General features: G+C 69.9%; 26 protein-coding genes and 1 pseudogene. 17 read left to right on the plus strand and 10 right to left on the minus strand.

The genetic code is table 11. From position 1 onward, the window contains the following. Positions 1–91 precede the first annotated feature (91 nt). Together C8250_RS22925 and C8250_RS22930 are read right to left on the minus strand one after the other, a co-directional pair. The gene (locus tag C8250_RS22925) at positions 92–1,381 is read right to left on the minus strand and encodes a M18 family aminopeptidase (RefSeq protein WP_138351250.1); all 1,290 of its coding nucleotides are present in this window, start codon (positions 1,379–1,381) and stop codon (positions 92–94) included. Between the two features lie 139 nt (positions 1,382–1,520). Then, positions 1,521–2,048: a GNAT family N-acetyltransferase gene (locus C8250_RS22930; RefSeq protein ID WP_138351251.1), complete on the minus strand. Its 528-nt coding sequence runs from the start codon at positions 2,046–2,048 to the stop codon at positions 1,521–1,523. Positions 2,049–2,475: 427 nt separating this feature from the next. On the opposite strand from C8250_RS22930, the gene C8250_RS43635 reads away from it, so the two are divergent. Both C8250_RS43635 and C8250_RS43640 read left to right on the plus strand, forming a co-directional pair. After that, on the plus strand, positions 2,476–2,775 hold the full coding sequence (locus tag C8250_RS43635) for a hypothetical protein (RefSeq protein ID WP_244809298.1): 300 nt from the start codon (positions 2,476–2,478) through the stop codon (positions 2,773–2,775). Beyond that, entirely contained in the window at positions 2,772–2,978 is a 207-nt protein-coding gene (locus C8250_RS43640; protein ID WP_164608034.1) for a hypothetical protein, read from the plus strand. Before C8250_RS43635 ends, C8250_RS43640 begins: the two co-directional genes overlap by 4 nt. Positions 2,979–3,209: 231 nt before the next feature. On the opposite strand, the gene C8250_RS22940 is transcribed toward C8250_RS43640, so the two are convergent. Further along, positions 3,210–5,036 carry an acyl-CoA dehydrogenase gene (locus C8250_RS22940; RefSeq protein WP_138351253.1) on the minus strand — a complete coding sequence of 609 codons (1,827 nt, stop codon included), beginning with the start codon at positions 5,034–5,036 and terminating at the stop codon, positions 3,210–3,212. A gap of 194 nt (positions 5,037–5,230) precedes the next feature. Between C8250_RS22940 and C8250_RS22945 the strand changes: the two genes are divergently transcribed. Continuing rightward, a complete protein-coding gene (locus C8250_RS22945; protein ID WP_203674324.1) occupies positions 5,231–5,614 on the plus strand; it encodes an SseB family protein in 384 nt (127 codons plus the stop codon). Between the two features lie 99 nt (positions 5,615–5,713). After that, positions 5,714–6,664: a pirin family protein gene (locus tag C8250_RS22950; RefSeq protein ID WP_138351255.1), complete on the plus strand. Its 951-nt coding sequence runs from the start codon at positions 5,714–5,716 to the stop codon at positions 6,662–6,664. Positions 6,665–6,692: 28 nt separating this feature from the next. Here C8250_RS22950 and C8250_RS22955 read toward each other — a convergent pair whose 3' ends face one another. Next, positions 6,693–8,759 carry a SpoIIE family protein phosphatase gene (locus C8250_RS22955; protein WP_138351256.1) on the minus strand — a complete coding sequence of 689 codons (2,067 nt, stop codon included), beginning with the start codon at positions 8,757–8,759 and terminating at the stop codon, positions 6,693–6,695. 120 nt (positions 8,760–8,879) lie between these two features. Here C8250_RS22955 and aspS point away from each other — a divergent pair, with 120 nt between their 5' ends. Continuing rightward, positions 8,880–10,646, plus strand: a complete 1,767-nt coding sequence (aspS, locus tag C8250_RS22960; RefSeq protein WP_138351257.1) for an aspartate--tRNA ligase — start codon at positions 8,880–8,882, stop codon at positions 10,644–10,646. Positions 10,647–10,752: 106 nt separating this feature from the next. After that, a pseudogene (locus tag C8250_RS43645) lies at positions 10,753–10,860 on the plus strand (SigE family RNA polymerase sigma factor); the annotation flags it as partial. Between the two features lie 94 nt (positions 10,861–10,954). On the opposite strand, the gene C8250_RS22965 reads toward C8250_RS43645, so the two are convergent. From C8250_RS22965 to metG, 3 genes are all read right to left on the minus strand, one after another. Continuing rightward, positions 10,955–11,302, minus strand: coding sequence for a type II toxin-antitoxin system PemK/MazF family toxin (locus tag C8250_RS22965; protein ID WP_138351258.1), 348 nt, complete (start codon positions 11,300–11,302; stop codon positions 10,955–10,957). A 76-nt stretch (positions 11,303–11,378) separates the two neighbouring features. Beyond that, complete coding sequence (locus C8250_RS44895) at positions 11,379–11,519, minus strand: hypothetical protein (protein WP_346268770.1); 141 nt, start codon at positions 11,517–11,519, stop codon at positions 11,379–11,381. Between the two features lie 11 nt (positions 11,520–11,530). Continuing rightward, complete coding sequence (gene metG, locus C8250_RS22975; protein WP_138351259.1) at positions 11,531–13,258, minus strand: methionine--tRNA ligase; 1,728 nt, start codon at positions 13,256–13,258, stop codon at positions 11,531–11,533. A 305-nt stretch (positions 13,259–13,563) separates the two neighbouring features. Between metG and C8250_RS22980 the strand changes: the two genes are divergently transcribed. Further along, positions 13,564–13,797 carry a DUF397 domain-containing protein gene (locus tag C8250_RS22980; RefSeq protein ID WP_138351260.1) on the plus strand — a complete coding sequence of 78 codons (234 nt, stop codon included), beginning with the start codon at positions 13,564–13,566 and terminating at the stop codon, positions 13,795–13,797. 12 nt (positions 13,798–13,809) lie between these two features. Here C8250_RS22980 and C8250_RS22985 read toward each other — a convergent pair whose 3' ends face one another. Further along, a complete protein-coding gene (locus C8250_RS22985) occupies positions 13,810–14,301 on the minus strand; it encodes an ATP-binding protein (protein ID WP_138351261.1) in 492 nt (163 codons plus the stop codon). Positions 14,302–14,482: 181 nt separating this feature from the next. Here C8250_RS22985 and C8250_RS22990 point away from each other — a divergent pair, with 181 nt between their 5' ends. The 7 genes from C8250_RS22990 to C8250_RS23020 all read left to right on the plus strand — a co-directional run bounded on the left by C8250_RS22990 (position 14,483) and on the right by C8250_RS23020 (position 21,199). Next, positions 14,483–15,349, plus strand: a complete 867-nt coding sequence (locus tag C8250_RS22990; RefSeq protein ID WP_138351262.1) for a helix-turn-helix transcriptional regulator — start codon at positions 14,483–14,485, stop codon at positions 15,347–15,349. Between the two features lie 64 nt (positions 15,350–15,413). Further along, entirely contained in the window at positions 15,414–16,871 is a 1,458-nt protein-coding gene (locus C8250_RS22995; protein ID WP_138351263.1) for an aldehyde dehydrogenase family protein, read from the plus strand. Positions 16,872–17,081: 210 nt separating this feature from the next. Continuing rightward, positions 17,082–17,477: an anti-sigma factor antagonist gene (locus tag C8250_RS23000; RefSeq protein ID WP_244809299.1), complete on the plus strand. Its 396-nt coding sequence runs from the start codon at positions 17,082–17,084 to the stop codon at positions 17,475–17,477. 85 nt (positions 17,478–17,562) lie between these two features. Next, the gene (locus C8250_RS23005) at positions 17,563–17,736 is read left to right on the plus strand and encodes a hypothetical protein (protein ID WP_164294656.1); all 174 of its coding nucleotides are present in this window, start codon (positions 17,563–17,565) and stop codon (positions 17,734–17,736) included. A gap of 133 nt (positions 17,737–17,869) precedes the next feature. Continuing rightward, positions 17,870–19,360, plus strand: a complete 1,491-nt coding sequence (locus C8250_RS23010; RefSeq protein WP_138351264.1) for an APC family permease — start codon at positions 17,870–17,872, stop codon at positions 19,358–19,360. Continuing rightward, the gene (locus C8250_RS23015) at positions 19,357–19,815 is read left to right on the plus strand and encodes a hypothetical protein (RefSeq protein WP_232484885.1); all 459 of its coding nucleotides are present in this window, start codon (positions 19,357–19,359) and stop codon (positions 19,813–19,815) included. Before C8250_RS23010 ends, C8250_RS23015 begins: the two co-directional genes overlap by 4 nt. A 37-nt stretch (positions 19,816–19,852) precedes the next feature. After that, entirely contained in the window at positions 19,853–21,199 is a 1,347-nt protein-coding gene (locus C8250_RS23020) for a dipeptidase (RefSeq protein ID WP_187144952.1), read from the plus strand. Between the two features lie 16 nt (positions 21,200–21,215). Here the strand turns inward: C8250_RS23020 and C8250_RS43650 are convergent, their stop codons facing one another. Both C8250_RS43650 and C8250_RS23030 read right to left on the minus strand, forming a co-directional pair. Next, the gene (locus C8250_RS43650; protein ID WP_232484886.1) at positions 21,216–21,683 is read right to left on the minus strand and encodes a hypothetical protein; all 468 of its coding nucleotides are present in this window, start codon (positions 21,681–21,683) and stop codon (positions 21,216–21,218) included. Between the two features lie 346 nt (positions 21,684–22,029). Then, positions 22,030–22,269, minus strand: coding sequence for a hypothetical protein (locus tag C8250_RS23030; protein WP_138351266.1), 240 nt, complete (start codon positions 22,267–22,269; stop codon positions 22,030–22,032). 217 nt (positions 22,270–22,486) lie between these two features. On the opposite strand from C8250_RS23030, the gene C8250_RS23035 reads away from it, so the two are divergent. The 3 genes from C8250_RS23035 to C8250_RS23045 all read left to right on the plus strand — a co-directional run bounded on the left by C8250_RS23035 (position 22,487) and on the right by C8250_RS23045 (position 25,421). Next, a complete protein-coding gene (locus C8250_RS23035) occupies positions 22,487–22,906 on the plus strand; it encodes a DUF6325 family protein (protein ID WP_187144953.1) in 420 nt (139 codons plus the stop codon). Between the two features lie 64 nt (positions 22,907–22,970). Beyond that, positions 22,971–23,261: an SHOCT domain-containing protein gene (locus tag C8250_RS23040; protein ID WP_138351267.1), complete on the plus strand. Its 291-nt coding sequence runs from the start codon at positions 22,971–22,973 to the stop codon at positions 23,259–23,261. A 33-nt stretch (positions 23,262–23,294) separates the two neighbouring features. Then, positions 23,295–25,421, plus strand: coding sequence for a SpoIIE family protein phosphatase (locus C8250_RS23045; RefSeq protein WP_138351268.1), 2,127 nt, complete (start codon positions 23,295–23,297; stop codon positions 25,419–25,421). Positions 25,422–25,456: the final 35 nt, after the last annotated feature.

Raw genomic sequence — 25,456 nt, forward strand, 5'->3', positions numbered from 1 at the left:
TCCGATCCGGTTGGTTCCGAGGGGGCGTCTACCCCCGACCGGAACGGCCATGCGCGGCAGCGGAGTTGGCGGGGCACCGCCGGACCCGCCGTCAGCTCTCGATGAAGGACTTCAGCGCGCTCGCCAGCAGGTGCGGGTCGTCCGCGCCGCTCAGCTCGCGGGCGGAGTGCATCGACAGGATCGCCACACCGACGTCGACCGTCGTGATGCCGTGCCGGGCCGCGGTGATCGGACCGATCGTCGTGCCGCACGGCATCGAGTTGTTGGACACGAAGTGCTGGAACGGCACCCCGACCCGCTCGCAGGCGGCGGTGAAGATGCCGCGCCCCGAACCGTCGGTGGCGTACCGCTGGTTGACGTTGGTCTTGAGGATCGGACCGCCGTTGGCCCGCGGGTGGTGCGTGGGGTCGTGGCGCTCGACGTAGTTGGGGTGCACCGCGTGACCGGAGTCGGACGAGACGCAGACCGTGCCGGCCAGCGCGCGCTGCCGGTGCTCGTAGTCGCCGCCGCGCGCGTGCACGGACCGCTCCAGGACGTTGCCGAGCAGGGGGCCCTGCGCGCCGGTGTCGGACTCGCTGCCGTTCTCCTCGTGGTCGAAGGCGGCGAGGACGGGGATGTACGCGAGGTCCTGGCCGGCGACGGCCGCCAGAGCGGACGTCGCGGCGTGCACGGACAGCAGGTTGTCCATCCGGGGCGACGCCAGCAGCTCGCGGTCGCGGCCCAGGTAGGCGGGCGGCTGCACGTCGTGCGCCATCACGTCCCAGCCGGTGACCTCGGACCCGGTCACCCCGGCCTCCTCCGCGAGGAAGTCGATCAGATCGCCGTCGGTCACCTTGCCGAGGCCCCAGACGGGCTGCATGTGCCGCTGCTTGTCCAGCGTGAGGCCGTTGTCGTTGACGCCCCGGTCCAGGTGGATGGCGAGCTGGGGGACGCGCAGCAGCGGCCGGTCGACGTTGACCAGCCGGGAGGTGCCGTCGCGCAGCGTCAGCCGGCCGGAGAGCCCGAGGTCCCGGTCGAGCCAGCTGTTCAGCAGCGGGCCGCCGTAGAGCTCCACGGCGATCTGCCGCCAGCCGGCCGAGCCCATGTCCGGGCGCGGCTTCACCCGCAGGTTCGGTGAGTCGGTGTGCGCACCCATGATCCGGAACGGTGTCTCGGGACGTGCACCCTCGGGGACGTACCAGGCGATGATCGCGCCGCCGCGCAGCACGTACTTGCCGCCCTTCGCACCGTCCCAGGACTCGGTCTCCTGGACCTGCCGGAACCCGGCCTTCTCCAGCCGTTCCGCAGCGCTCGCCACGGCGTGGTAGGGCGACGGGCTGGCCTGCACAAAGGCCACCAGGTCATCGGTGTGGGCACGGGTGAAGTGAGGGTGGACGCTCATGGGGCCAGCATAGAAGTCCGCCGTCGCGGGATGCCGTCGGCGGGGTGCCCGGGGCACTTTCAGGGGCCCCTACCTACCGGGACGTCCGGATCCGGCCCGGTCCCGACCGGATCCGGCCGAATCGGACCGGACCATGGCGCTACGGATGGATCCGGAACAGTACATTCCGGCGCAGCGGGCCTTCGGGGAAGTCCGGATCGTCGAAGTCGTCGGCCGGGTCGCTGGTCATGCCGATCCGGCGCATCACCGCCTGGGAGCGCACGTTGGTGGCGGTGGTCACCGCGAGGATCTCCGGCAGGGCGAGGGTCCTGAAGCCGAAGTCCAGGACGGCCAGGGCGGCTTCGGTGGCGTAGCCGTGGCCCCAGGCCTGCCGGGACAGCCGCCAGCCGATCTCCACCCCGGTGAAGGCGAAGCCCTCGTCGACCGGGTCCAGCCCGGCGAAACCGATGAACCGGCCGGTGTCCGCCACCTCGACCGCGAACCAGCCGTAGCCCCGCTCCTCGAACCCCTTCTCGAAGCGGGCCACCGAGGCCGCGCTCTGTTCGGGGGTGAGCAACTCGCCCAGGTGCTCCCGGACCTCGGGATCGGCGTTCATCTCCGCCCACGGCGCGAGGTCGGATTCCCGCCAGCGGCGGAGCAGGAGGCGGTCGGTACGCAGTTCAGGCATGGTGCGACGCTAACGCGGCGACGCCGGCGGAAGCGATCGGTTTTGACTCCGGTAGGTTACTCAAAGTGCGGTATCGATGACGGAAGGTAAGGATGGGCCTCGGTCGCTCCGGAACCCGTGGGCGACTCCCTTCCCTTCTCTCACAAAGGTGAGCTGATGAGCGAACGATCGAGGCACGCCATATCCAGTCGCGCACGTCGTCAACGGCTGTGGGGTCTGGCCGGCGGAGTGAGCATCGTGACCGTCCTCTTCGCGGGCACCGCGTCCGTCGGGTCGGCCAGCGCGGCGACCGGACACGGTCTGTCTTCCGCCGGGACCAAGGGGGCTGTCGCAGCGTGCGACAACAGCTACGGCTGCGACCACGAGGGCGGCCCTGAGACGGGTCCCCCCGGACCGCAGGGACCCCCCGGCCCGCAGGGACCGCAGGGTGACCCCGGTCAGCCCGGCCCCGCCGGCCCGCCCGGTGCTGACGGCGCTGCGGGCGCTGCGGGTGCTCCTGGCGCCCCCGGTGCTCCGGGTGCCACGGGTGCCGCGGGCGCTGACGGCGCTCCGGGTACCGCGGGTGCGCCGGGTGCCGCGGGCGCTCCGGGCCCGGCCGGTGCCGATGGCGCTCCGGGTGCCGCTGGTGCTCCGGGCGCCCCGGGTGCCGCTGGTGCCCCGGGTGCTCCGGGCCCGGCCGGCCCCGCCGGGCCGGTCACCAGTCACCAGGTCGTCGGCACGCCGGTGAACACCCTGCTGGGCTCGGTCACCGCGACCGCGACCTGCCCGGCGGGCACGGTGCTGCTGGGCGGCGGGTACCGCATCGGCGGCCTGGTCACGCTGCAGGTCCTCGACAACAGCCGCGACGCGACCAACACCAACCAGTGGAACGTCACCGCCTTCGGCGCTCTCGGCGACACCATCACGGCCGTCGCGGAGTGCGCTCCGTAACGCCGGATCACGGTGTGAACGGCCCTTGAGGCCCATTCGCCGGCCCAGGTCACGAAGCCTCCGCGCTTGGTGACCCGGGCCGGCTTCGCTGTGCGGCGGGCGGTCGTCCGCGACGGCGGAGAACGCGAGGAGAACGCGAAAGGCCGCGCCGCCCGCCCGGGGAATCGGGAACGGACGGCGCGGCCTGTCACAGGGTGCGGGCAGAACGGGACCCAGGGCGGGTCCCTGGCGTCAGAACGCCTCTTCCGGCAGGTCCATCACGTCGAGCGTGACGGTCTCGGCCAGCGACCGCTGGACGCCGACGTTCGGCAGGATGTTGGCGGCGAAGAACTTCGCGGCCGCGATCTTGCCGGTGTAGAAGGCGGTGTCCTTCGCGCCGGCGGACGGCAGCTTCTCGGCGGCCACGGCGGCACCGCGCAGCAGCAGGTAGCCGATGACGACGTCACCGGAGGCGAGCAGCAGGCGGGTGGAGTTCAGTCCGACCTTGTAGATGGACCGGACGTCCTTCTCGGTGCCGGCCAGGTCGGTCAGCATGGTGCCGACGATGGCCTCGAGGTCCACGGCGGACGTGGCGAGCTGCTCGCGGGCGGCGGCCAGCTCCTCGCCGCCGACGGCCTCGGCGAGGAACTTCTTGATCTCCTCGGACAGGGTGGTCAGCGCCTGGCCCTGGTCGCGGACGATCTTGCGGAAGAAGTAGTCCTGGCCCTGGATCGCGGTGGTGCCCTCGTAGAGGGTGTCGATCTTGGCGTCCCGGATGTACTGCTCGATCGGGTACTCCTGCAGGTAGCCGGAGCCACCGAAGGTCTGCAGGGACTGGGCGAGCTGCTCGTAGGACTTCTCGGAGCCGTAGCCCTTGACGATCGGCAGCAGCAGGTCATTGAGGCCGATGAGCGCCTTGGCGTCCTCGCCCGCCGCCTCCTGGACCGCGATCTGGTCCTGGACGGAGGCGGTGTAGAGCACCAGGGCGCGCATGCCCTCGGCGTACGCCTTCTGCGTCATGAGCGAGCGGCGCACGTCCGGGTGGTGCGTGATGGTGACCTTCGGCGCGGTCTTGTCCATGAACTGCGCGAGGTCCGGGCCCTGCACGCGCTCCTTGGCGTACTCCAGCGCGTTCAGGTAGCCGGTGGAGAGGGTCGCGATGGCCTTCGTGCCGACCATCATGCGGGCGAACTCGATGATGCGGAACATCTGGCGGATGCCGTCGTGCTTGTCACCGAGCAGCCAGCCCTTGGCGGGGTGCTGGTCGCCGAAGGTCATCTCGCAGGTGTTGGAGGCCTTGAGGCCCATCTTGTGCTCGACGTTCGTGGCGTAGGCGCCGTTGCGCTCGCCCAGCTCGCCGGTCTCCCAGTCGAAGTCGTACTTCGGCACGATGAAGAGCGACAGGCCCTTGGTGCCGGGGCCGGCGCCCTCGGGGCGGGCCAGCACCAGGTGGATGATGTTCTCGGACATGTCGTGCTCGCCCGAGGTGATGAAGCGCTTGACGCCCTCGATGTGCCAGGAGCCGTCCTCCTGCTCGACGGCCTTCGTGCGGCCCGCGCCGACGTCGGAACCCGCGTCGGGCTCGGTCAGCACCATCGTGGCGCCCCACTGGCGGTCCACCATGAGCTTGGCGACCTTGGCCTGCTCCTCGGTGCCCTCCTCGAAGACGACGCCGGCGAACGCCGGGCCGGAGGAGTACATCCAGATGGCCGGGTTGGAGCCGAGAATCAGCTCCGCGTACGACCAGATGAGGGAGGCGGGGGTCTTGGTGCCGCCGATCTCCTCGGGGATGCCCAGACGCCAGTACTCGGAGTCCATGTACGCCTGGTAGCTCTTCTTGAAGGTGTCCGGCACCGGCGCGGTGTTGTCCGACGGGTCGAAGACCGGCGGGTTGCGGTCGGCGTCGGTGAAGGACGCGGCCAGCTCGTTCTCCGCGAGGCGCGAGACCTCGCTGAGGATGGTCCTTGCGGTCTCCACGTCCATCTCGGCGAACGGGCCGGTGCCGTAGAGCTTGTCGCGGCCGAGCACCTCGAAGAGGTTGAACTCGATGTCGCGGAGGTTGGACTTGTAGTGGCCCATGACGACGGCTCCGTATCGCACTCGATCAGTTACGTGGCAGTACTACAGCAAGCAGTAATACAGAATGATGCTACCCGCCGGTAATAAGAAGCAACCCCTTCCCGCCCGGATGTGACGGGACACTCGCTAGTCTTGGGTACGTGTACGGCTACGACCAGACCTCGCATCCCGGCCCACCGCCCGGCGCTGCCCCGATGCCGGGGGTGTACCCCGAGCCGTCCCCACCCTCGCTCGCGGACGCCGTACGGGCCTTCACCACGGGTTCGCTCTCCGCCGAGGACTTCCAGGCGATCTTCTCGACGTCGAAGGTCTACTGCCCGCGCGGCGAGAACCCCGGATTCCTCGCGCTGCACGACACACAGCAGCCGGTGATCCCGATGTTCACCTCGCTCAAGGAGCTGCGGCGGTACGCGGGCAAGGAGTCCAAGTACTTCGTCATCACCGGCGCCGAGGTGCTCGACCTGCTGCCGACCGGCTACGGCTTCGTGCTCGACATCGACGGCCAGCACCGGATGGTCTTCGACGCCAAGGCCGTCGAACAGATGGTCGAATTCACGATGCGCCGCATGTATGGCTGACGCGAGCTGATTCCACCCGCTGAGCTGGGGGAATATCGCACGCCTTGCCGAATGTTCAGTATTCAACTAAGTTGGATCCAGAACACGAGGAGGACCGCCATGCCCGCCGTGACCGTCGAGAACCCGTTGACCCTGCCGCGCGTCTCCGCGCCCGCCGGTGCGGTGCCGCGTCCGGCGCTGGCCGTGTCCACCGCGCCGAGCGGTTTCGAGGGCGAGGGCTTCCCCGTCCGCCGCGCGTTCGCGGGCATCGACTACAAGAACCTCGACCCGTTCATCATGATGGACCAGATGGGTGAGGTGGAGTACGCGCCGGGCGAGGCGAAGGGCACCCCCTGGCACCCGCACCGCGGCTTCGAAACCGTCACCTACCTGATCGACGGCACCTTCGTGCACCAGGACTCGCACGGTGGCGGCGGCGTGATCAACGGCGGCGACACCCAGTGGATGACGGCGGGCAGCGGCCTGCTGCACATCGAGGCGCCGCCGGAGGAGCTGGTCGTCACCGGCGGGCTCTTCCACGGGCTGCAGCTGTGGGTCAACCTGCCGAAGAGCGACAAGATGATGCCGCCCAAGTACCAGGACATCGGCGGCGGCCAGGTCCGGCTGCTGACGTCCGCCGACGGCGGCGCGCTCATCCGGCTGATCGCGGGCGACCTCGACGGCCACGCCGGTCCCGGGGCGACCCACACCCCGATCACGATGATGCACGTCTCGCTGAACCCGGGCGCCGAGGTGACGCTGCCCTGGCGGCCGGACTTCAACGCTCTCGCCTACGCCCTCGCCGGGCGTGGCACCGCCGGCCCGTCGGGCCGCCCGTTCAGCACCGGGCAGACGGTCGTGTTCGGCAAGGGCGACTCGCTCACGATCAAGGCGGATGAGAAGCAGGAGTCGCGCAGCCCGAACTTCGAGTTCGTGCTGCTCGGCGGACAGCCGATCCGCGAGCCGATGATGCAGTACGGGCCGTTCGTGATGAACACCCACGCCGAACTGGCGCAGGCCTTCGACGACTTCCAGGCCGGCCGCCTCGGCCGGATCCCGGCGGGGGCCTGACCCCGGACCGGTGACGGCGGCCGGCCGACTACGGCCGGCGGCCGCCGGACGCCGCGGCCTCGTGGATCTCGAACCAGATCGCCTTGCCGTCGCCCCGGGGATCGACACCCCAGGCGTCCGCCAGCTCCTCGATCAGCAGCAGACCGCGCCCCGACGAGGCCATCTCGCCGGGGCTGCGGCGATGCGGCATGTCGTCGCTGCGGTCGCCCACGTCGATCCGCAGCCGGCGCTTGGCGGGCACCCCCATCAGGCGCGCGGTCAGCACCGCGTCCTCGTCGGTGTGCACCAGCACATTGGTGATCAGCTCCGAGACCAGCAGCACCGCCGCGTCCACCTGGTCCGGGACGGTCCAGTCGTGCAGCAGCGCGCGGATCTCGTGGCGGGCCTCGCGGATCTGCCGCGGCGCGCTCTGCGAGATGGTCAGCACCGTCCGGCGCACCGGAACGTCGCAGCTCGGCCCGTCCAGGTCGCGGCGCAGCAGCATCAGCGCGATGTCGTCCTCGCGGCGGTCGGCGAGCGGGCCGGTGGTGTGGTGCGACGCCGGCCCGTGCACCGCCCGCACCAGATGGTCGGCGAGCGCCTCCAGATCGTCCGACGGCGCGGTCTCCAGGGCGGCGCGCAGCCGCTGCCAGCCGGTGTCCAGGTCGTGGCCGCCGGTCTCGATCAGCCCGTCGGTGCAGATCAGCAGTACTTCGCCGGGTTCCAGCACCAGCCGGGTCGTGGGGTAGTCGCTGTCGGGGGCGATGCCCAGCGGCAGGCCGCCCGCGGTGCGGCGGATGATCGTGGTGCCGTCGCCCATCCGGATGGCGGGCTCCGGGTGCCCGGCCCTGACCACGTCCAGGGTGCCGGTCGCCGGGTCCGCCTCCAGGTACAGGCAGGTCGCGAACCGGTCGTCGTCGCCGTGGTCGGGGTCGCTGAGCCCGGCGAGGAACCGTGAGGTGCGCGACAGCACCGCGTCCGGGTGGTGGCCCTCGGCGGCGTAGGCGCGCAGCGCGATCCGCAGCTGGCCCATGAGGCCTGCGGCGCGTACGTCATGGCCCTGCACATCGCCGATGACCAGCGCGGTGCGGCCGGACGGCAGATCGATCGCGTCGTACCAGTCGCCGCCGACCTGCAGCCCGCCGCCGGTGGGCACGTAGCGGGCGGCGACCGTCATGCCCTCGATGCCGGGACCCCGGGTGGGGAGCATGGTGCGCTGCAGGCCGTCGGAGAGCTCCCGCTCGGATTCGTGCAGGTGGGCGCGGGAGAGCGCCTGGGCGAGCATCCGGGCGACGGTGGTGAGGACGGAGCGCTCGTCGGGGGTGAAGGCGACCGGTTCACGGAAGGCCGCCATCCATGCGCCGATCGTGTTGCCCGCGACCACCAGCGGCAGAAAGGCCCAGGAGGAGCGGCCGAAGGGCTTGGCGAGCGGCCAGGTCGCCGGGAAGCGCTGTTCGTACGCCTCGGGGGTCGGCAGATAGACGGCCCGGCCGGTGCGGACCACCAGCGTGGCCGGGTAGTCGGTGGCCATCGGCATGTCCGTGAACGGGCCGTCGGTGCCGACGGAGTGGCCGTGGTGCCCGATGATCGCCAGCCGGTCGCCCCGGACGCCGAAGACGGCCAGTCCGTCGGGTGAGAACCCCGGCATCGACAGCGTCGCGGCGACCCGCAGCACCTCGGCCGTGCTGTCCGCCTCCGCCAGCGCCCGTCCGGCGTCCAGCAGGAAGGCCTCCCGGGCCCGCCGCCAGTCCCCGGAGTGCACCGCACCGCCCGAGGTCGCGGCGCGCGCTTCGTGCAGCGTCCCGGCCATCGTGAGCCGGCCGGTCGGCCGCATCCGGATGCGTACGGTCCGCAGGATGCTGCCGTCGTCGCCGATCACCCGCATCAGGGACTCCACCACGGTGCCCTCGGCGCGGGCGAGGGCGAGCCCGCCGTTCAGCGCCACGAAGTCCTCGGCGTGCAGGCACGCGCGCACGGCGGACGACCGGGACGTGACCGGGTCCGCGGGAAGCCCCAGCAGCGCCGCCGCCGTCGCGTTCATCGCCACGGTGCCGGCGGTCTCGTCCCAGTGCCACAGCCCCGTGCCGACGGCTGCCAGAACGTCCTCGGTGCGCATTCGGACATTTTATGAGGGTTTGGCCGACTCATACGAATGGGGGTGGACGTCCTGGCGCCGGTAGGCTGTGACGGGCCCCTTCCGGGCTCCTTCACCGAAATCCGACGACTTGGATGAACGATGCATCGGTACCGGTCCCACACCTGCGGCGAGCTGCGCGCCACCGACGTCGACACCGACGTCCGCCTGTCCGGGTGGCTGCACAATCGCCGCGATCTGGGCGGCGTACTCTTCGTCGACCTCCGGGACCACTACGGCTTCGTCCAGCTGGTCGTCCGGCCGGGTTCGCCCGCGTACGAGCAGCTCAGCAGCCAGTCCAAGGAATCCGTCGTCCGCGTCGACGGCCGGGTGCTCGCGCGCAGCGCGGAGAACGTGAACCCGGACCTGCCGACCGGCGGGATCGAGATCGACGTCACCTCCTTCGAGGTGCTCGGCGCCGCGGACCCGCTGCCCTTCCCGGTCTTCCCGGAGGACAACGCCAACGAGGAGGCGCGGCTCACCAACCGCTTCCTGGACCTGCGCCGGCAGCGCATGCACAAGAACATCATGCTGCGCTCGGACGTCATCTCCTTCCTCCGCAAGGAGATGACCGCGCTCGGCTTCAACGAGCTGGCCACCCCGATCCTGTCGGCGACCTCCCCCGAGGGCGCCCGCGACTTCCTGGTGCCCTCGCGCGTGCACGCCGGCAAGTTCTACGCGCTCCCGCAGGCCCCGCAGCAGTTCAAGCAGCTGCTGATGATCGCCGGCTTCGACCGCTACTTCCAGATCGCGCCGTGCTTCCGCGACGAGGACTCCCGGGCCGACCGCTCGCCCGGGGAGTTCTACCAGCTCGACATCGAGATGAGCTTCGTCGAGCAGGAGGACGTCTTCGGCGTCATCGAGAAGGTCATGACCGACCTCTTCACCCAGTACGGCGGCGGCCGTGAGGTCACCTCGCCGTTCCCGCGCATCCCGCTGCGCGAGTCGATGCTCAAGTACGGAAACGACAAGCCGGACCTGCGCGCCAAGCTCGAACTCGTCGACGTCTCGGACGTCTTCGCCGGCTCCGGCTTCAAGGCCTTCGCCGACAAGCACGTCCGCGCGCTGGCCGTGCCGGACACCGCGGCCCAGCCGCGCAAGTTCTTCGACCAGATGGGCGAGTACGCGGTCGAGCAGGGCGCCAAGGGCCTGGCCTGGGTCCGCGTCGGCGAGGACAACGCCCTCACCGGCCCGATCGCCAAGTTCCTGACCGAGGACGACGTCAAGGCGCTGCTGGCCGCCGTCGACGCCAAGCCCGGCCACGCGATCTTCTTCGGCGCCGGCGAGTTCGCCGAGGTTTCCAAGATCATGGCGGCCGTCCGCGTCGAGGCCGCCAAGCGCGCCGGCCACTTCGAGGAGAACGTCTTCCGGTTCTGCTGGGTCGTCGACTTCCCGATGTTCGAGAAGAACGAGGACACCGGCGCGATCGAGTTCTCCCACAACCCGTTCTCCATGCCGCAGGGCGGCCTGGAGGCGCTGGAGACCAAGGACCCGCTCGACATCCTCGCCTGGCAGTACGACATCGTCTGCAACGGCATCGAGCTGTCGTCCGGCGCGATCCGGAACCACGAGCCCGCGGTCATGTACAAGGCGTTCGAGATCGCCGGCTACGACCAGGCGACCGTGGAGAAGGAATTCGGCGGCATGCTCCGCGCCTTCCACTTCGGCGCCCCGCCGCACGGCGGCATCGCCCCGGGCGTGGACCGCATGGTCATGCTGCTCGCGGACGAGCCGAACATCCGCGAGACGATCGCCTTCCCGCTCAACCAGCACGCCCAGGACCTGCTCATGGGCGCGCCGAGCGAGGTCGAGGAGAGCCGGCTGCGCGAGCTGCACATCCAGCTCCGCAAGCCGCAGCCGAAGGTCTGACCGGCGGCCCCCGGTCCCGGACGCGTTCCGTCCGGGACCGGGGGCAACCCGGAAGGAGTGCCATCGCGTTCCACTGATGTGGAAGGGACACGATGGCGAGCAGACGATGCTGACGCCCCCGGACTTCGAGGAGTTCGTGGCGGCGCGCGGCCCGAGGCTGCTGCGCGTCGTCTGGCTGCTGACCGGCGACGCCCATCTCGCGGAAGACCTGCTGCACGTGCCGACGGGGGTGGGCGCAGCCGTGGGCGGAGGAGCCGGGTACCGCGCGTCCGCTCCCGGGAACTCCCCGACCGGGCGGCCGGGCGGGACTACAGCGCCAGCTGACGGCGGAGGGCGTCGTCCAGCGATTTCAACGTCACGGACGGCACCGCTCCGAGACGTCGTACCAGCCGCTCCACGGCCACGGTCCGTACCTGCTCGCACTGGGCCTTGGCGTCCTTGACGAGTCCGGACCGCCCGGCATCCAGGAAGACTTGGAAGGCGTAGACCCGGTCGGTGTTGGAGGTGACCGGGACCATCGTGATCACGCCGCGGCCCTGGGTCTCCACGGACCGGTTCGCGGCGTCGTTGGAGACGATCACAGCGGGCCGAGCCTTGATCGCCTCGCTGCCGCGGACCGGATCCAGGTCCACGAGGTAGATGTCACCGCGCCTCATGGACCACCCCGTCGGCCGTGGCCGCCTCCCAGAGTCCGGCGTCCTCCGAGCCGTCCCACTCGTCCCAGGCGGCGGCCTATTCGTCTTCGAGGCGTGCCGTGCGCAGCATCTCGATCGCTGCGTGTATCACAGCGGACCGCGATTCGGCGGCGGTCGCCGACGCATACCCATCGACGAACGCCACATCTGCCTCGGGCAGGCTGACACTGATCTTCATGACCATCGGTACTACTCGGCGGTGTCCGGGTTGCCGCCGAAGCGCTCGCGGTAGGTGTCGAGGTCCTCATCGGTGATCTTGGCGAAGAGCACCGGCGGGACGGTGAACGGGATGCCGGGTGCCAGGAAGGACAGGGACTTGGCCTCGTCCTGGCTGACCCAGGTCCGGTTGTCGTCCGGAAGGGCGAAGGCGCTGCGCATCGCGGCGGACGAGGACGGGATGAACGGCTCGGAGACCACCGCGTACAGGTGGATGAGGTTCATCGCGGTGCGCAGGGTGAGCGCCGCGCCGTCCGGGTCCGTCTTGATCTCCATCCAGGGGGCCTTCTCCTCCAGGTAGGAGTTGCCCGCGCTCCACAGGGCGCGCAGCGCGGCCGCGGCCTTGCGGAACTGGAGGGTGTCCAGGTGGCCCTCGTACTCGGCCAGCAGTCCGGCGATCTGCTCACCGAGCTTCGCCTCGGCCTCGCCGGCCGCGCTGCCCGCCGGCACGTCGTCACCGAAGCGCTTGCGGGAGAAGGACAGGACGCGGTTGACGAAGTTGCCCAGGGTGTCGGCGAGGTCCTTGTTCACGGAGGAGGAGAAGACCTCCCAGGTGAACGAGGTGTCGTCGGACTCCGGGGCGTTGGCGATCAGGAAGTAGCGCCAGTAGTCGGCCGGCAGCAGGTCCAGCGCGGCATCGGTGAAGATGCCCCGGCGCTGGCTGGTGGAGAACTTCCCGCCGTAGTACGTCAGCCAGTTGAAGGCCTTGACGTAGTCGACCTTCTTCCACGGCTCGCGGGTGCCCAGCTGGGTGGCCGGGAACATCACCGTGTGGAACGGGACGTTGTCCTTGGCCATGAACTCGGTGTACCGGACGTCGTCCGCCTCGTACCACCAGGACTTCCAGTCCCGGGTCTCCCCGTCGGGAGCGGCGTCCGCCCATTCCTTGGTGGAACCGATGTACTCGATCGGGGCGTCGAACCAGACGTAGAAGACCTTGCCGTCCGCGGCCAGCTCCGGCCAGGTGTCGGCCGGGACCGGAACGCCCCACTCCAGGTCGCGGGTGATCGCGCGGTCCTGGAGGCCCTCGGTGAGCCACTTGCGGGCGATGGAGGAGGCGAGGGTGGGCCATTCGCCGCCCACCTCGTCGATCCACGCCTCGACCTCGCCGGCCAGCTTCGACTGCAGGAGGAACAGGTGCTTGGTCTCGCGGACCTCCAGCGCGCTGCTGCCGCTGATCGCGGAGCGCGGGTCGATCAGGTCCGTGGGGTCCAGCACCCGGGTGCAGTTCTCGCACTGGTCGCCGCGGGCCTTGTCGTAACCGCAGTGCGGGCACGTGCCGACGATGTAGCGGTCGGGCAGGAAGCGCTCGTCGGCGAGCGAGTAGACCTGGCGGATCGCGCGTTCCTCGATGAAGCCGTTGGCCTGGAGGCGGCGCGCGAAGTGCTGGGTCAGGTCGCGGTTCTCCGGGGAGGAGCTGCGGCCGAAGTAGTCGAAGCGCAGCGCGAAGCCGTCGTAGATCGCCTTCTGCGCCAGATGCTGCTCGGAGCAGAAGGTGTCGACCGGCAGCCCGGCTTCCTTGGCGGCGAGTTCGGCGGGGGTGCCGTGCTCGTCGGTGGCGCAGATGTAGAGGACGTCGTGCCCGGTCTGGCGCAGGTAGCGGGCGTAGACGTCGGCCGGGAGCATCGACCCCACCATGTTGCCCAGGTGCTTGATCCCGTTGATATAGGGCAGGGCGCTGGTGATGAGGTGTCGAGCCATTGCAGGCTGCTCCCAATTCGTTACGCGGGGTGAGTGATTGATCTACGGACCGTCAATATCGTATCCGACCCCCCGGGCACCCCTTCTTGTTTTCCTCTGGGGGCGGCATCGGGCGGGCAGGCGGCAGGCGCAGCCCGGGAGCACCGCGCGGGGGGACGGCCCGGAACATGCGGGGCCGGCGCCCCGTTGTTGATCACGGTGGGTGACTGCACGTGCGCATGCACGTGCACATGCACGTGCTGGTGCAACCGGTTATCATCTGGCTTACCCAGTAGGGCAGTTACGGGGAATTTGGGGAGCGTCTTATGAGCCGGACACACAATGGCATGGCCTCGACAGATCTCCAGGGAGTCGTCTGGCAGAAGAGTTTGCACAGCAACGCGAACGGTACGTGCGTTGAGCTGGCGCAGCTGCCCGGCGGTGAGGTGGCAGTACGCAATTCACGCTTTCCGGACGGACCGGCGTTGATATATACGCGGGCCGAGATCGAATCACTGATTCTCGGGGTCAAGGATGGCGAGTTCGACCACCTCATGTGACCGTATATGAACCTATAGCGACGGGTCTTCGGCCATTCCGATCGGTGAATGGAAGAGGGCCCAGACGACTTTTCCCGCCCCGGTGAGCGGATGCCAGCCCCAGGTCTCGCTGTAGGACTCCACCAGGTGCAGCCCCCGTCCGGACTCCGCGACGAAGTCGGGCGTCCTGGCCACCGGACCGATGGCGCTGGGGTCGCGTACGGCGCAGACCACCCGTGAGGTCCAGCGCACCAGACTGAGATGGACCGGGGCACCGCCGGTGCCGGGGGGTACGCCGTAACGCAGCGCGTTGGTGACGAGTTCCGAGGCGACCAGCTCGATGCTCTCGAAGAGTGGTGCCAGATCCCAGCGCTGAAGTGTCGCCCGGGTGAATCTCCGGGCGTCGCGGACGGCTTCGAAGCGTCCCGGCAGCTCGCACGTGGCGCCGCTGGACGCGGCCAGGCCCCCGGGGGCGAGCACTCCATCCCATAACGGCTCAAGCACAGTTGCGGCCTCAGTCCTCATGCGCGCCCACTGGGTATCTGCACGAACCCCATGGTCCCCAACGCCCACACGGTATGCAAGGGCGAATGCACGTGCAGATGCAAGGAATGATGCACGTGATGTTGCTGTGTGACCGGGTGAGTACTCAACGCAGCGCAACCGTGGCAGACTGCTGACGACCTAGGGGCGGAGCGTGACGTAAATGACCACAGGGCAGCCGGGAGGCGGGTCCATCGTGCGACGTATTCTGCTGGGAGCTCAGCTGCGGCGGCTTCGCGAAGCGGGAGGAATCACCCGTGAGGCCGCCGGTTATTCGATCCGCGCGTCCGAATCGAAGATCAGCCGCATGGAGTTGGGACGCGTGAGCTTCAAGGAACGGGATGTTGCCGACCTCCTGACCCTCTACAACGTGGTCGACGACGAGGACCGCGCGGCCCTCCTCGGGCTCGTACGCGAGGCGAACGTGGCCGGCTGGTGGCACGGGTACGGGGACGTCCTCCCGGCCTGGTTCCAGACGTATGTGGGTCTCGAGGAGTCCGCCTCACTGATCCGGACCTTCGAAGTGCAGTTCATCCACGGCCTGTTGCAGACCGAGGACTACTCCCGTGCGGTCGTCGAGCTCGGCCACCCCGGCGCGGCCGCGTCCGAGATCGAACGCCGGGTCGGCCTGCGGATGGAGCGGCAGAAGCTGCTGGTCTCGGAGCGGGCACCGCACTTCGTCGCCGTCATGGACGAGGGCGCGCTGTACCGGCCGTTCGGCGGACGGGACGTCATGCGCGGGCAGTTGAGCCATCTGATGGAAGTCGCGCAGCAGCCGAATGTGACGGTCCACGTCCTGCCGTTCGAAATCGGGGGCCATGCGGCGGGCGGCGGTGCGTTCACCCTGCTGCGATTCCCGGAGTCCGACCTGTCGGACCTCGTCTATCTGGAACAGCTCACCAGCGCGCTGTACATCGACAAGCGTGAGGAAGTGGACTTCTACGACAAGACCATGGAAAGGCTCTGCGTGGACAGTCTTTCCGCCGAGCGTTCGCTCGAGCGACTCCGCAAGATCCATCAACAGGCTTGATACGAAGGTAATATGACGCCGCATCACTAACGCGTGCCGCATCGGCCACCGCGAAAGGGATAAAGTGTCGTACTTCTCCGAGTTGGCTCTTCAGTACATCGACGGTGAGTGGCGCTCCGGCTCCGGCTCCTGGGACATCGTCGATTTCAATCCCTACAACGGGGACAAACTCGCCTCGATCACGGTGGCGACGAAGGCCGAGGTGGACCAGGCGTACCGGGCTGCGGAACGCGCTCAGACCGCCTGGGCCGAGACCAACCCGTACGCCCGCCGGCTGGTCTTCGAGCGCGCGCTGAAGGTCATCGAGGAGCGCGAGGCGGAGATCACCGAGGCGATCATCGCCGAGCTGGGCGGCACGTACCTCAAGGCCGGCTTCGAGCTCGCCCTCACCAAGGACATGCTGCGGCAGTCGATGCAGCTCGCGCTGCACCCCGAGGGGCGGATCCTGGCGTCCCCGGTGGACGGCAAGGAGAACCGCCTCTACCGGAAGCCGGTCGGCGTCGTCGGGGTGATCAGCCCGTTCAACTTCCCGCTCTTCCTCGGTCTGAAGTCCATAGCCCCGGCGCTGGCGCTCGGCAACGCCGTGGTGCTCAAGCCGCACCAGAACACCCCGGTGGTCGGCGGCACGCTGATCGCGAAGATATTCGAGGAGGCGGGCCTGCCGGCCGGTCTCTTCAACGTCGTCATCACGGACATCGCCGAGATCGGCGACAGCTTCATCGAGCACCCGGTGCCCAAGGTCATCTCCTTCACCGGTTCCGACCACGTGGGCCGGCACGTGGCCACGGTCGCCGCCTCGCACTTCAAGCGGACGGTGCTGGAGATGGGCGGCAACAGCGCGCTCGTCGTCCTGGACGACGCCGACCTGGACTACGCGGTCGACGCCGCGGTCTTCAGCCGCTTCGCCCACCAGGGCCAGGTGTGCATGGCGGCCAACCGGGTGCTGGTGGACCGCTCGGTGGAGCAGGAGTTCACCCGGAAGTTCGTCGCGAAGACCGCCTCGCTGATCGTCGGCGACCCGGCCGACCCGGCCACCCAGATCGGCCCGCTGATCAACACCCTCCAGGCCGAGCGCATCACGGCCGAGGTCGCACAGGCCGTCGAGGCGGGCGCCACGGCGCTGCTGCTCGGTGAGGCCGACGGCGCCGTCGTGTCACCGACCGTGCTCGGCGACATCCCCGCGGACGCCGCGATCCTGCGCCGTGAGCTGTTCGGCCCCGTGGTCCTGGTGGTGCCCTTCGATGGTGAGGAGGAGGCGGTCCGGATCGCCAACGACACCCCGTTCGGGCTCAGCGGCGCCGTCCACACCCGGGACATCGAGCGTGGTGTGCGCTTCGCCCAGCGCATCGACACCGGCATGATGCACGTCAACGACGGCACCATCGCGGACGAGCCGATCGTGCCCTTCGGCGGTGAGAAGGCGTCCGGTGTGGGGCGGCTCAACGGCGATGCCACCGTGGACGCGTTCACGACCGTGAAGTGGATCTCCATCCAGCACGGACGCAGCCGGTTCCCGTTCTGACCCGCGCTCCGATCGCTTTCTGACCAGCACTCCGACGTCCGGTAGCCCGGCTCATCACGGTCGTCAGATCGATCTTCACTCCAACGGGTGAAGATACGTATCTGTTCCGGGCTACCGCCTCCCGTGTGCGAATTCCCGCCGGATACGGTGACCGTAGGTCACCCAGGCCCCGGTGGTCGCTCGCACGGTCGACCGCGGGAGGGGACACCGGTGCAGGATGATGCCCGCAGTGATCCGCCGATCGGCCCGCCGAATCTGGTCCCCCCGGCCAATCGGTATGCGCGCACCTACCGGATCGACGCGTTCACCGTCGTGGAGCTGCGCGGTGAACTGGACATCGACACCGCGCGGTTCGTGGCTCCGCATCTGGATCTCGTCTCCGGCGGTCCGCCCCCGCTCCGGGTCGTCGTCGATCTGTGCCCGCTGGAATTCGTCGACTGCTACGGCCTGTCCCTGCTCTGCCGTGCCCGCCGCCGTGTCCAGGTCCGGGGCGGGGAGCTGAGAACGGTCTGCGACCGCCCGTCGACGCTGCGGCTGCTGCGGTTGACCGGACTGGCCGAGGCCTTCCACCCGGTGCCGAACCTCGCGCGCGCCATGGGGGGTTGAGCGCAGCTCGCCCCGGTAGCGGGTCCTGAGGAATGGTGTTTGCCTGAGATGGTCCGAATTGGACACCTTTCAGGAGGAAATGGCCATGTCCAAGCACACAGCCCGCAGCGCCCACTCCAAGGGCATGAGGCATACCGAGCAAGTGGATGCCGCGCAGGCGAAGCACCGCGCCAACGAGGTGCGGGAGAACCTGGACGCTTTCGAGTACACCGAGAGCCCCGAGGCGGAACGGCAGCACGCGCACGAGCCCCAGGAGTAGCGGCCGGTGCGTGAGGGGCGGGCCCGCGACAGGGCCCGCCCCTCATCCGGTCGGCGGACATCCGAGTGCGGGAGCGGACAAACCGGGTGATCCTGTGCCGGACAGCTCAGCGGGCGATCGGAGGGTCATCAGCATGGCGTCGATGGATGTTCCGGCCGGCGGGAGAGACGCGGCGAAAGCCGCTTCGCCGGCCACCAGCGCGGCGCGGGTGCCCGGCAAGCAGTACATGTCGTGGCTGACGCTGGCGTTCATGACCACCAGTTCGGTGGCGAGCCTGCGCGCGGCGCCGTCCATGGCCGTCTACGGCCTCGCCGCGGTCTTCCTCTACGTCGTGCCCGCGATCGTCTTCCTGATCCCGACGGCGCTGGTCTCGGCCGAGCTGGCGTCGGGCTGGAACGGCGGTGTGTACCGCTGGGTGAGCGAGGGGCTGTCGAAGCCGATGGGCTTCCTGGCGGTGTGGTGCCAGTTCGCGATGACGATCTTCTACTACCCGAGCCTGCTGGCCTATGTGGCGAGCACCTTCGCGTACATCATCGATCCGCGGCTGGCGAGCGACGGCCTCTATGTGGCCATCGTGATCGTGGTGCTGTTCTGGACCGGTGTCTGGGTCTCCTCGCGCGGCACGAAAGCCGTGGCGGGCCTGGCGAGCGGCGGCCTGATCATCGGCACCCTCATCCCGGGTGCGGTACTGGTGATCCTCGGCTTCGTCTTCCTCGGCCAGGGCAACCCCTCGGCCGCGCCGATGGACGCCTCGCACATCCTGCCGCAGTGGACCGGACTGGCGAGCCTCGTGCTGATCGTCAACAACTTCCTGTCGTACTCCGGCATGGAGATGAACGCGGTGCACGTCTCCTCGCTGCGGAACCCGGACAAGGAGTTCCCGAAGTCGATGTTCACCGCGATGGGCCTGGTCCTGCTGATCTTCATCCTGCCGGCCCTGGCGGTCAGCTGGGTCGTCCCGGCCCATGACCTGAGCCTGACAGCGGGGGTCATCCAGGCCTTCGACGCCTTCTTCTCCTACTTCAACGTCGGCTGGCTCACGCCGGTGTTCGGCGTGATGCTCGTCGCGGCGGCGCTCGGCGGCATGCTGACCTGGCTCGCCGGACCGTCCAAGGGGCTGCTGCTGATCTCCCGGCAGGAGGGCTATCTGCCGCCGTTCCTGCAGCAGCTCAACAGGTTCGGCGTCCAGCAGAACATCCTCGTCGCGCAGGGCCTGATCACCACCGTCATCGCGCTGCTCTACGCGTTCATCCCCAACGTGTCCAGCGCGTACTGGATCTTCTCCGTCATCACCACGCAGATCTACCTGATCGTCTATCTGCTGATGTTCGCGGCGGCGATCCGCTTGCGGAAGACCCAGCCGGACCATCCACGCGGCTACCGGGCGCCCGCGCTGCACGTGCTGTGCGTCGTCGGCCTGCTGTCGTCGCTCGCGGCGCTCGTCATCGGCTTCGTGCCCTCCTCGCAGTTCGGCGGCGGCAGCGTCCTCGCCTACGTGGGCATCGTCACGTCCGGGCTCCTCCTGCTGGGGCTGCTGGTGCCGTACCTGTTCTACACACTGCGCAAGCCCAGTTGGCGCCAGCACGTGGACGAGAACCCGGCAGAGGCGGGAGTCGACGCATGAAGCGCACCGCGGGGAACATGAAGCGCACCCTGATGGCGTCCGAGCACCGGTGGATCTACATCGGCTCGATCGTGCTGCTGGTGGTGTTCGCCGTCATCGGGATCATCCAGTACACGACCCTGCGCGAGACGGCCAAGGCCAACGACAAGGCCGACCAGCTCTCCAAGCAGCTCGCCGACGCCGGCTATCCGGTGCCCGACCACGACCTGATCGTCCGGACCCTGGGCGACGACGGCGCGTCGCTGTGCAGGGACCCGGGCAACGCCCTGGTCAAGGCCCAGGCGAAGGCGGCCCTCGTCAACGGCGCGAGCGGTCCCGGTACGCGCCCGGTCATCGCCGACAGCGAGGCGATCAGCGCGGCCTCGCTGGCCGTCTCCGTCTACTGCCCGGACAAGCTCGGTGAGTTCGAGAAGGCGTACGGCGGCCTCAAGTACGACGACACCGTCAAGAAGTGACCGCCGCCGCAACCCCGCACCCTCCAGGAGCCGTGTGATGTCCGACGACCTCAAACAGCGCATCAGCGGCCTGATGCCCCGCGCCAAGGCCGATCTGACGGAGCTGGTCGCCATGACCTCGGTGGCCGACCCCCGCCAGTACCCGGTGGAGGAGTGCCACCGCACCGCGCAGTGGGTAGCGGACGCCTTCACCGAGCTGGGCTTCACCGACATGCGGCTGGCCGACACCATCGACGGCAGCAAGGCCGTGCTCGGCCACCGGCCGGGCCCGCCCGGCGCGCCGACCGTGCTGCTCTACTGCCACTACGACGTGCAGCCGCCGCTCGACGACGCCGCCTGGACCAGCCCGCCCTTCCGGCTCACCGAGCGCGACGGGCGCTGGTACGGGCGAGGCACCGCGGACTGCAAGGGCAACATCGCCATGCACCTCACGGCGCTGCGGGCGCTCGGCGACGACATCCCCGTCACCCTGAAGTTCATCGCCGAGGGGTCGGAGGAGCAGGGCACCGGCGGCCTGGAGGACTTCGTCCCCAAGAACGCCGAGGAGCTGCGCGCCGACGCGATCCTGGTCTGCGACACGGGCAACGCGGCCGTCGGCGTCCCCGCCGCGACCGTCACGCTGCGCGGGCTCGCGAACGTCGTGGTCACCGTCACCGCGCTGGACTCCGAGATGCACTCCGGGATGTTCGGCGGTCCCGCCCCCGACGCGCTCGCCGCGCTCATCCACATGCTGGCGTCGCTGCGCGACAGCCGGGGCAACACCACCGTCGACGGCCTGGACAACACCAGGACGTGGACCGGCGAGGGGTACGACCCGGAGCAGTTCCGCACCGACGCGCACATGGTGGAGGGCACCGAGCTGCTCGGTGACGGCACCGTCTCCGACATGCTGTGGGCCCGCCCGGCCCTCACCGTCCTCGGTATCGACTGCCCGCCCGTCGTCGGCTCCTCCGCCGCGATCCAGGCCACCGCCGCCGCCCGCCTCAATCTGCGGGTGCCGCCGGGCACCGACCCGCGAACGGCGCAGGACGCGCTCGCCGCGCACCTGGAGAAGGCCGCGCCCTGGGGGGTGCGGGTGGAGATCGAGCGGGAGTCGTCCGGTGCCCCCTTCGAGGCCGTCACCACGGGGCCGGCCTACGCCGCGCTGGGCGCGGCCATGGAGGAGGCGTACGGCAAGCCCATGACGACCCTCGGGCAGGGCGGCTCGATCCCGCTGTGCAACGTCTTCGCGGACACCTACCCCGATGCCGAGATCATCCTGATGGGCGTCGAGGAACCGCTGTGCCTCATCCACGCGCCGAACGAGAGCGTCGACCCGACCGAGATCGCGAACATGGCGCTGTCCGAGGCGCTGTTCCTGCGGAGCTTCGGGAAGAAGAAGTAGCCGCGGCGGGAACGGATCACGCCGCGGAGCCGGCCACGGTCGGCGCTACCGGTGGGGCCGGGGTACCCAGCCGCCGGGCCACCGGCTCCTCCTGCGCGATCACATGGCCGACGCAGATACCGATCGTGATGACGGTGAAGAGCACGATCAGCCAGGACAGCAGGACGAAGAGCGACCCGAACGGGCCGAACTGCCGCAGGCTGCGGTCGACGGCCCCCGGCATGTAGATCGCCGACCACGCGACGACCCCCAGGACGCCCGCCGACACCAGCATCGCCCCCGGCAGCAGCGGCAGCCAGGGGATCCGGGAGCCCAGCAGGAAACGCTGGGTCCACCACCACAGGAGCGTCCCGGAGAGGAGCTGCAGCGGGACGCCGAGGGCCGTGCCCACGCCGAAGCCGTCGTGCAGCGGGCCCTGGAGCAGCAGGTCGACGAGCCAGACCACCCACCGCCACGCGACCAGCCGGGCGCCGGCCCTGGGCATCCGCCAGGCCCGTTCGCAGGTCCGCTGCAGGCCGTCGCCGAGAGGAGGGTGACGATGATGCCGACGATGCCGATGGAGTTGGTCTCGGTGGTGTCGTCGGCCGCGTAGACCTGCCGGACCTGGTCCAGCGCGTCGTGGTGCAGCCCGAGGACGGAGTGCAGCGAGGAGACGAGCTGGTCGCGGACGCCCTGGGGCGCGAACGCGGCGATCACGAAGAGAGCGGGCAGGGCCCCCAGGAAGGCCTGGGCGGCCAGCCGGGTGGCGCAGTCCAGGACGTTCACCGCGGTGAACTCGTGGACGAGCCGCCCGATGAAGGGGGCCCTGCGCAGTACCCGGTCGAGCACGGTCACGGGCGAGGGGGGTCCTCGTAGTACCGCTGCTCGTAGACGCGCTCGGATTCGTAGCGGCGGTCGGTACGCCGGCGGCGGCCGAAGGCCAGCAGCATGCCGATGAGAAGGCTCGCGGCTCCGCCGAGCATGCAGATGGTGCCCAGGACGCCGATGTCGATCCACCGGGTCTGCCAGGTGATCGCGTATCTCAGGATCGCCCCGATGATGATGAGGGCGAGCCCACCGGCTGCGGTCATGTCGAGGTCCCTTCCGGGGCATGGACGGCGTCGGTCGTCACCGGCTCTCCGCCCAGCCTGCGGGGCCCGGCCTCCGCTGTCCTGTCGGGAGCCGTCACGTTGGGCCGTTGGGGGACCGGAATGTCATAGTCTGAATGCAGACAAATACTCCCAAAGTTATGCTGGCGATCCGATTCCGGTAGCGGACTCGGACACCGCACCCAGGAGAGGACGGACCGTGGGAATCGGACCCGTCGAATACCTTGTCGTCGCATTTCCCGGCAGCCGGTTCACCGGCCGCATCGCACCCGCGCTCGCCGACATCGTCGCGTCCCGCACCGTACGGATCCTCGACATCACCTTCGTCCGGCGGGAGGAGGACGGGACGATCGAGTGTGTGGAGCTCCAGGACCTCGACCCCGACGACCTGGTCGCCTACGACCCGGTGGAGGGCACCATCGCCGGGCTCTTCAACGACGCGGACATCCAGGCGCTCGCCCGGAGCGTGCCGCCGGGCAGCTCGGCGGCGCTCATCGTCTGGGAGGACCTGTGGGCGGTACCGCTCACCGATGCCGTCCGCGGTGCCGGCGGGATCACCGTGGCCCACGAGCAGATCCCGGCGGAGATCGCGGAGCGGGCTCTCGCGGAGGCCCGCTGACCGTCCGCCCGCCGGTCCGACGACTCGGAAAGGACGTCCTGACATGCCGTTTCGCAGAGGAGCCATGAACCGCAGGGGGCCCGGGCTGCTGGGTGCCGTCGCGCGCACCGCCGTGGTGGCCGGCACCGCATCCGCCGTCAGCGGCCGGGTGCGGCAGCACCAGCAGGAGAAGTTCGCCGGGCAGGAGGCCGAGCAGGCCGCGCAGGCCCAGGCGGCGCAGCAGCAGCCCGCCGCGCCGGCGGCGCCCGGCGACGACACCATCAGCCGTCTGGAGCGGCTGGCGGGACTGAAGACCCAGGGAATCCTCACGGAAGAGGAGTTCGCCGCCGAGAAGGCGAAGATCCTGTCGGGTTGACCGGCGGGAAACGCGACACCCCGGAGTACGGATATGCCCGAACAGGACCGGCCGCCCGACGGCGGCGAGCTCCCGGGCACCGGCACGCCCCGTACCGGTCTGGCCGAACGCCTCGCCCTGAACCACATGGGCAGCTTCGACTGGGACCTCAGGATCGGCACCCTGGAGCTGGACCCGGCCGCCCTGGAGGTCTTCGACCTGCGGCCGGAGGAGTTCAACGGCCGGCCCAACTCCCTGTACAGCCGGGTGACGCCCGAGGACGGCGCCCGGCTCGACGCGGTACTCAACCGGGCCCTGCACGAGCGGGCGTCGTCGTACGGCATGTACTTCCAGGCGTTCCTCCGGGACGGCACACCGCGCTGGACGCACACCCAGGGCCGCATCCTGCGCGACGAGGACGGCAAGGCCGTGCGCGTCATCGGCATCGTCCGTGACGCCACCGCCGAACTCACGCACTCCACCTTGCTGCGGACCCTGGAGGAGGACCGCAAACGCCAGACGTCCATGGTGGAACGGACCACGCAGGCTCTGTCGCGCGCCGTCACCGTCGACGACGTCACCGCCGCGCTGACCGGCAGCGGCGGGCTGGAGCGGTTCGGGGCCGACGGCCTCGCGCTGGGGCTGGTCGACGGCAGCATGCTCAAGATCATCGCGCTCACCGGCCGGTCGATGGAGGTCCTGTCCGACCTGCGGCTCACCCGGATCGACGACGACCTCCCGCTGTCCGTTGCGATCCTGAAACAGCGCCCGCGGTTCGTCAGCTCGCTGTCGGAACTCGCCGACCGCTACCCCCGGCTGCGGCCCTACACAGGGGAGATGGAGATCGAGGCGGCGGCCTACCTGCCGCTGGTGGCCCAGGCGCGCTCCATCGGCGGCCTCTGCCTGTTCTACCGGGACCGCACCCACTTCACCGCCGAGGACCGCAACCTCTGCCTCGCCCTCGCGGGCATCGTCGCCCAGTCGCTGCAGCGCGCCATGCTCTTCGACCAGGAGCGCGAGTTCGCCACCGGGCTGCAGGCCTCGATGCTGCCGCGGCGGATCCCCGAGGTCACCGGTGGGGAGATCGCCGTGCGCTACCACGCGGCCTGGAGCGGCCGGGAGGTCGGCGGCGACTGGTACGACGTCATCCCGCTGCCGCAGGGCCGCATCGGTGTCGTCGTCGGCGACGTCGAGGGCCACGACACCCACGCCGCGGCCATGATGGGCCAGCTCCGGATCGTGCTGCGCGCCTACGCCGCCGAGGGCCACGCCCCTTCCACGGTGCTCGCGCGTGCCTCGCAGTTCCTCGCCGAGCTCGACACCGAACGCTTCGCCACCTGCACCTACGCCCAGGTCGACCTGGCCACCGGCGACGTACGCGTGGTGCGGGCCGGCCACCTCGGGCCGCTGATCCGGCACACCGACGGGCGGACCGGCTGGCCCAACGTCCGCGGCGGACTGCCGCTCGGCCTGGCCACCCACTTCGAGGACCACGAGTACCCGGAGACCCGGCTGGACCTGGTGCCGGGGGAGACCCTGCTGCTGTGCACCGACGGGCTCGTCGAGCAGCCGGGCAAGGACATCGGCGAGGGCATGGACGAGCTCGCCGACGCCGTACGGCACGGACCGCACGGCGCGGCCGCGCTCGCCGACCATCTCTCGGACGGCCTGTGGGCCCGGCCGGGCGCGGAGGACGACATGGCGCTGCTCCTGCTGCGCCGGGCGCCCGACCCGGGCACCGCCAAGGCCCCGCGCATCCACCAGTACGTCCACCAGGCCGACCCGGAGGGGTTGGCCGAAGCCCGCGCGGTGCTGCGCCAGGCGCTGTTGGACTGGGGTGCGGGCGAACTGGTCGACGATGTCGAGCTGGTGGCCGGCGAACTCCTCACCAACGTCCTGCTGCACACCGAGGGCGGTGCCGTGATGACGCTGGAGATCGTCCCCTCGGTACGGATCAAGGGGCCCCACCGGGTGCGGCTGGCCGTCCAGGACCGTTCCAGCGTCTGGCCGCGCCGCAGGACCCCGGGCGAGGCCGCGACCTCGGGCCGCGGTCTGCTGCTCATCGACTCCCTCGCCACCCGCTGGGGCGTGGAGCCGCGCGGGGAGGGCAAGTCGGTGTGGGCCGAGTTCCGGTGGCTCCCGGCGGAGGACCGGGGGGAGACGGGTTCCCCGGCACCCTGACCCCGGCGCGGTGGTTCCCGGCTGTCGGCGTCAGA

The sequence above is a fragment of the Streptomyces sp. So13.3 genome (assembly GCF_005860785.2).
Lineage (GTDB): Bacteria > Actinomycetota > Actinomycetes > Streptomycetales > Streptomycetaceae > Actinacidiphila > Actinacidiphila fildesensis.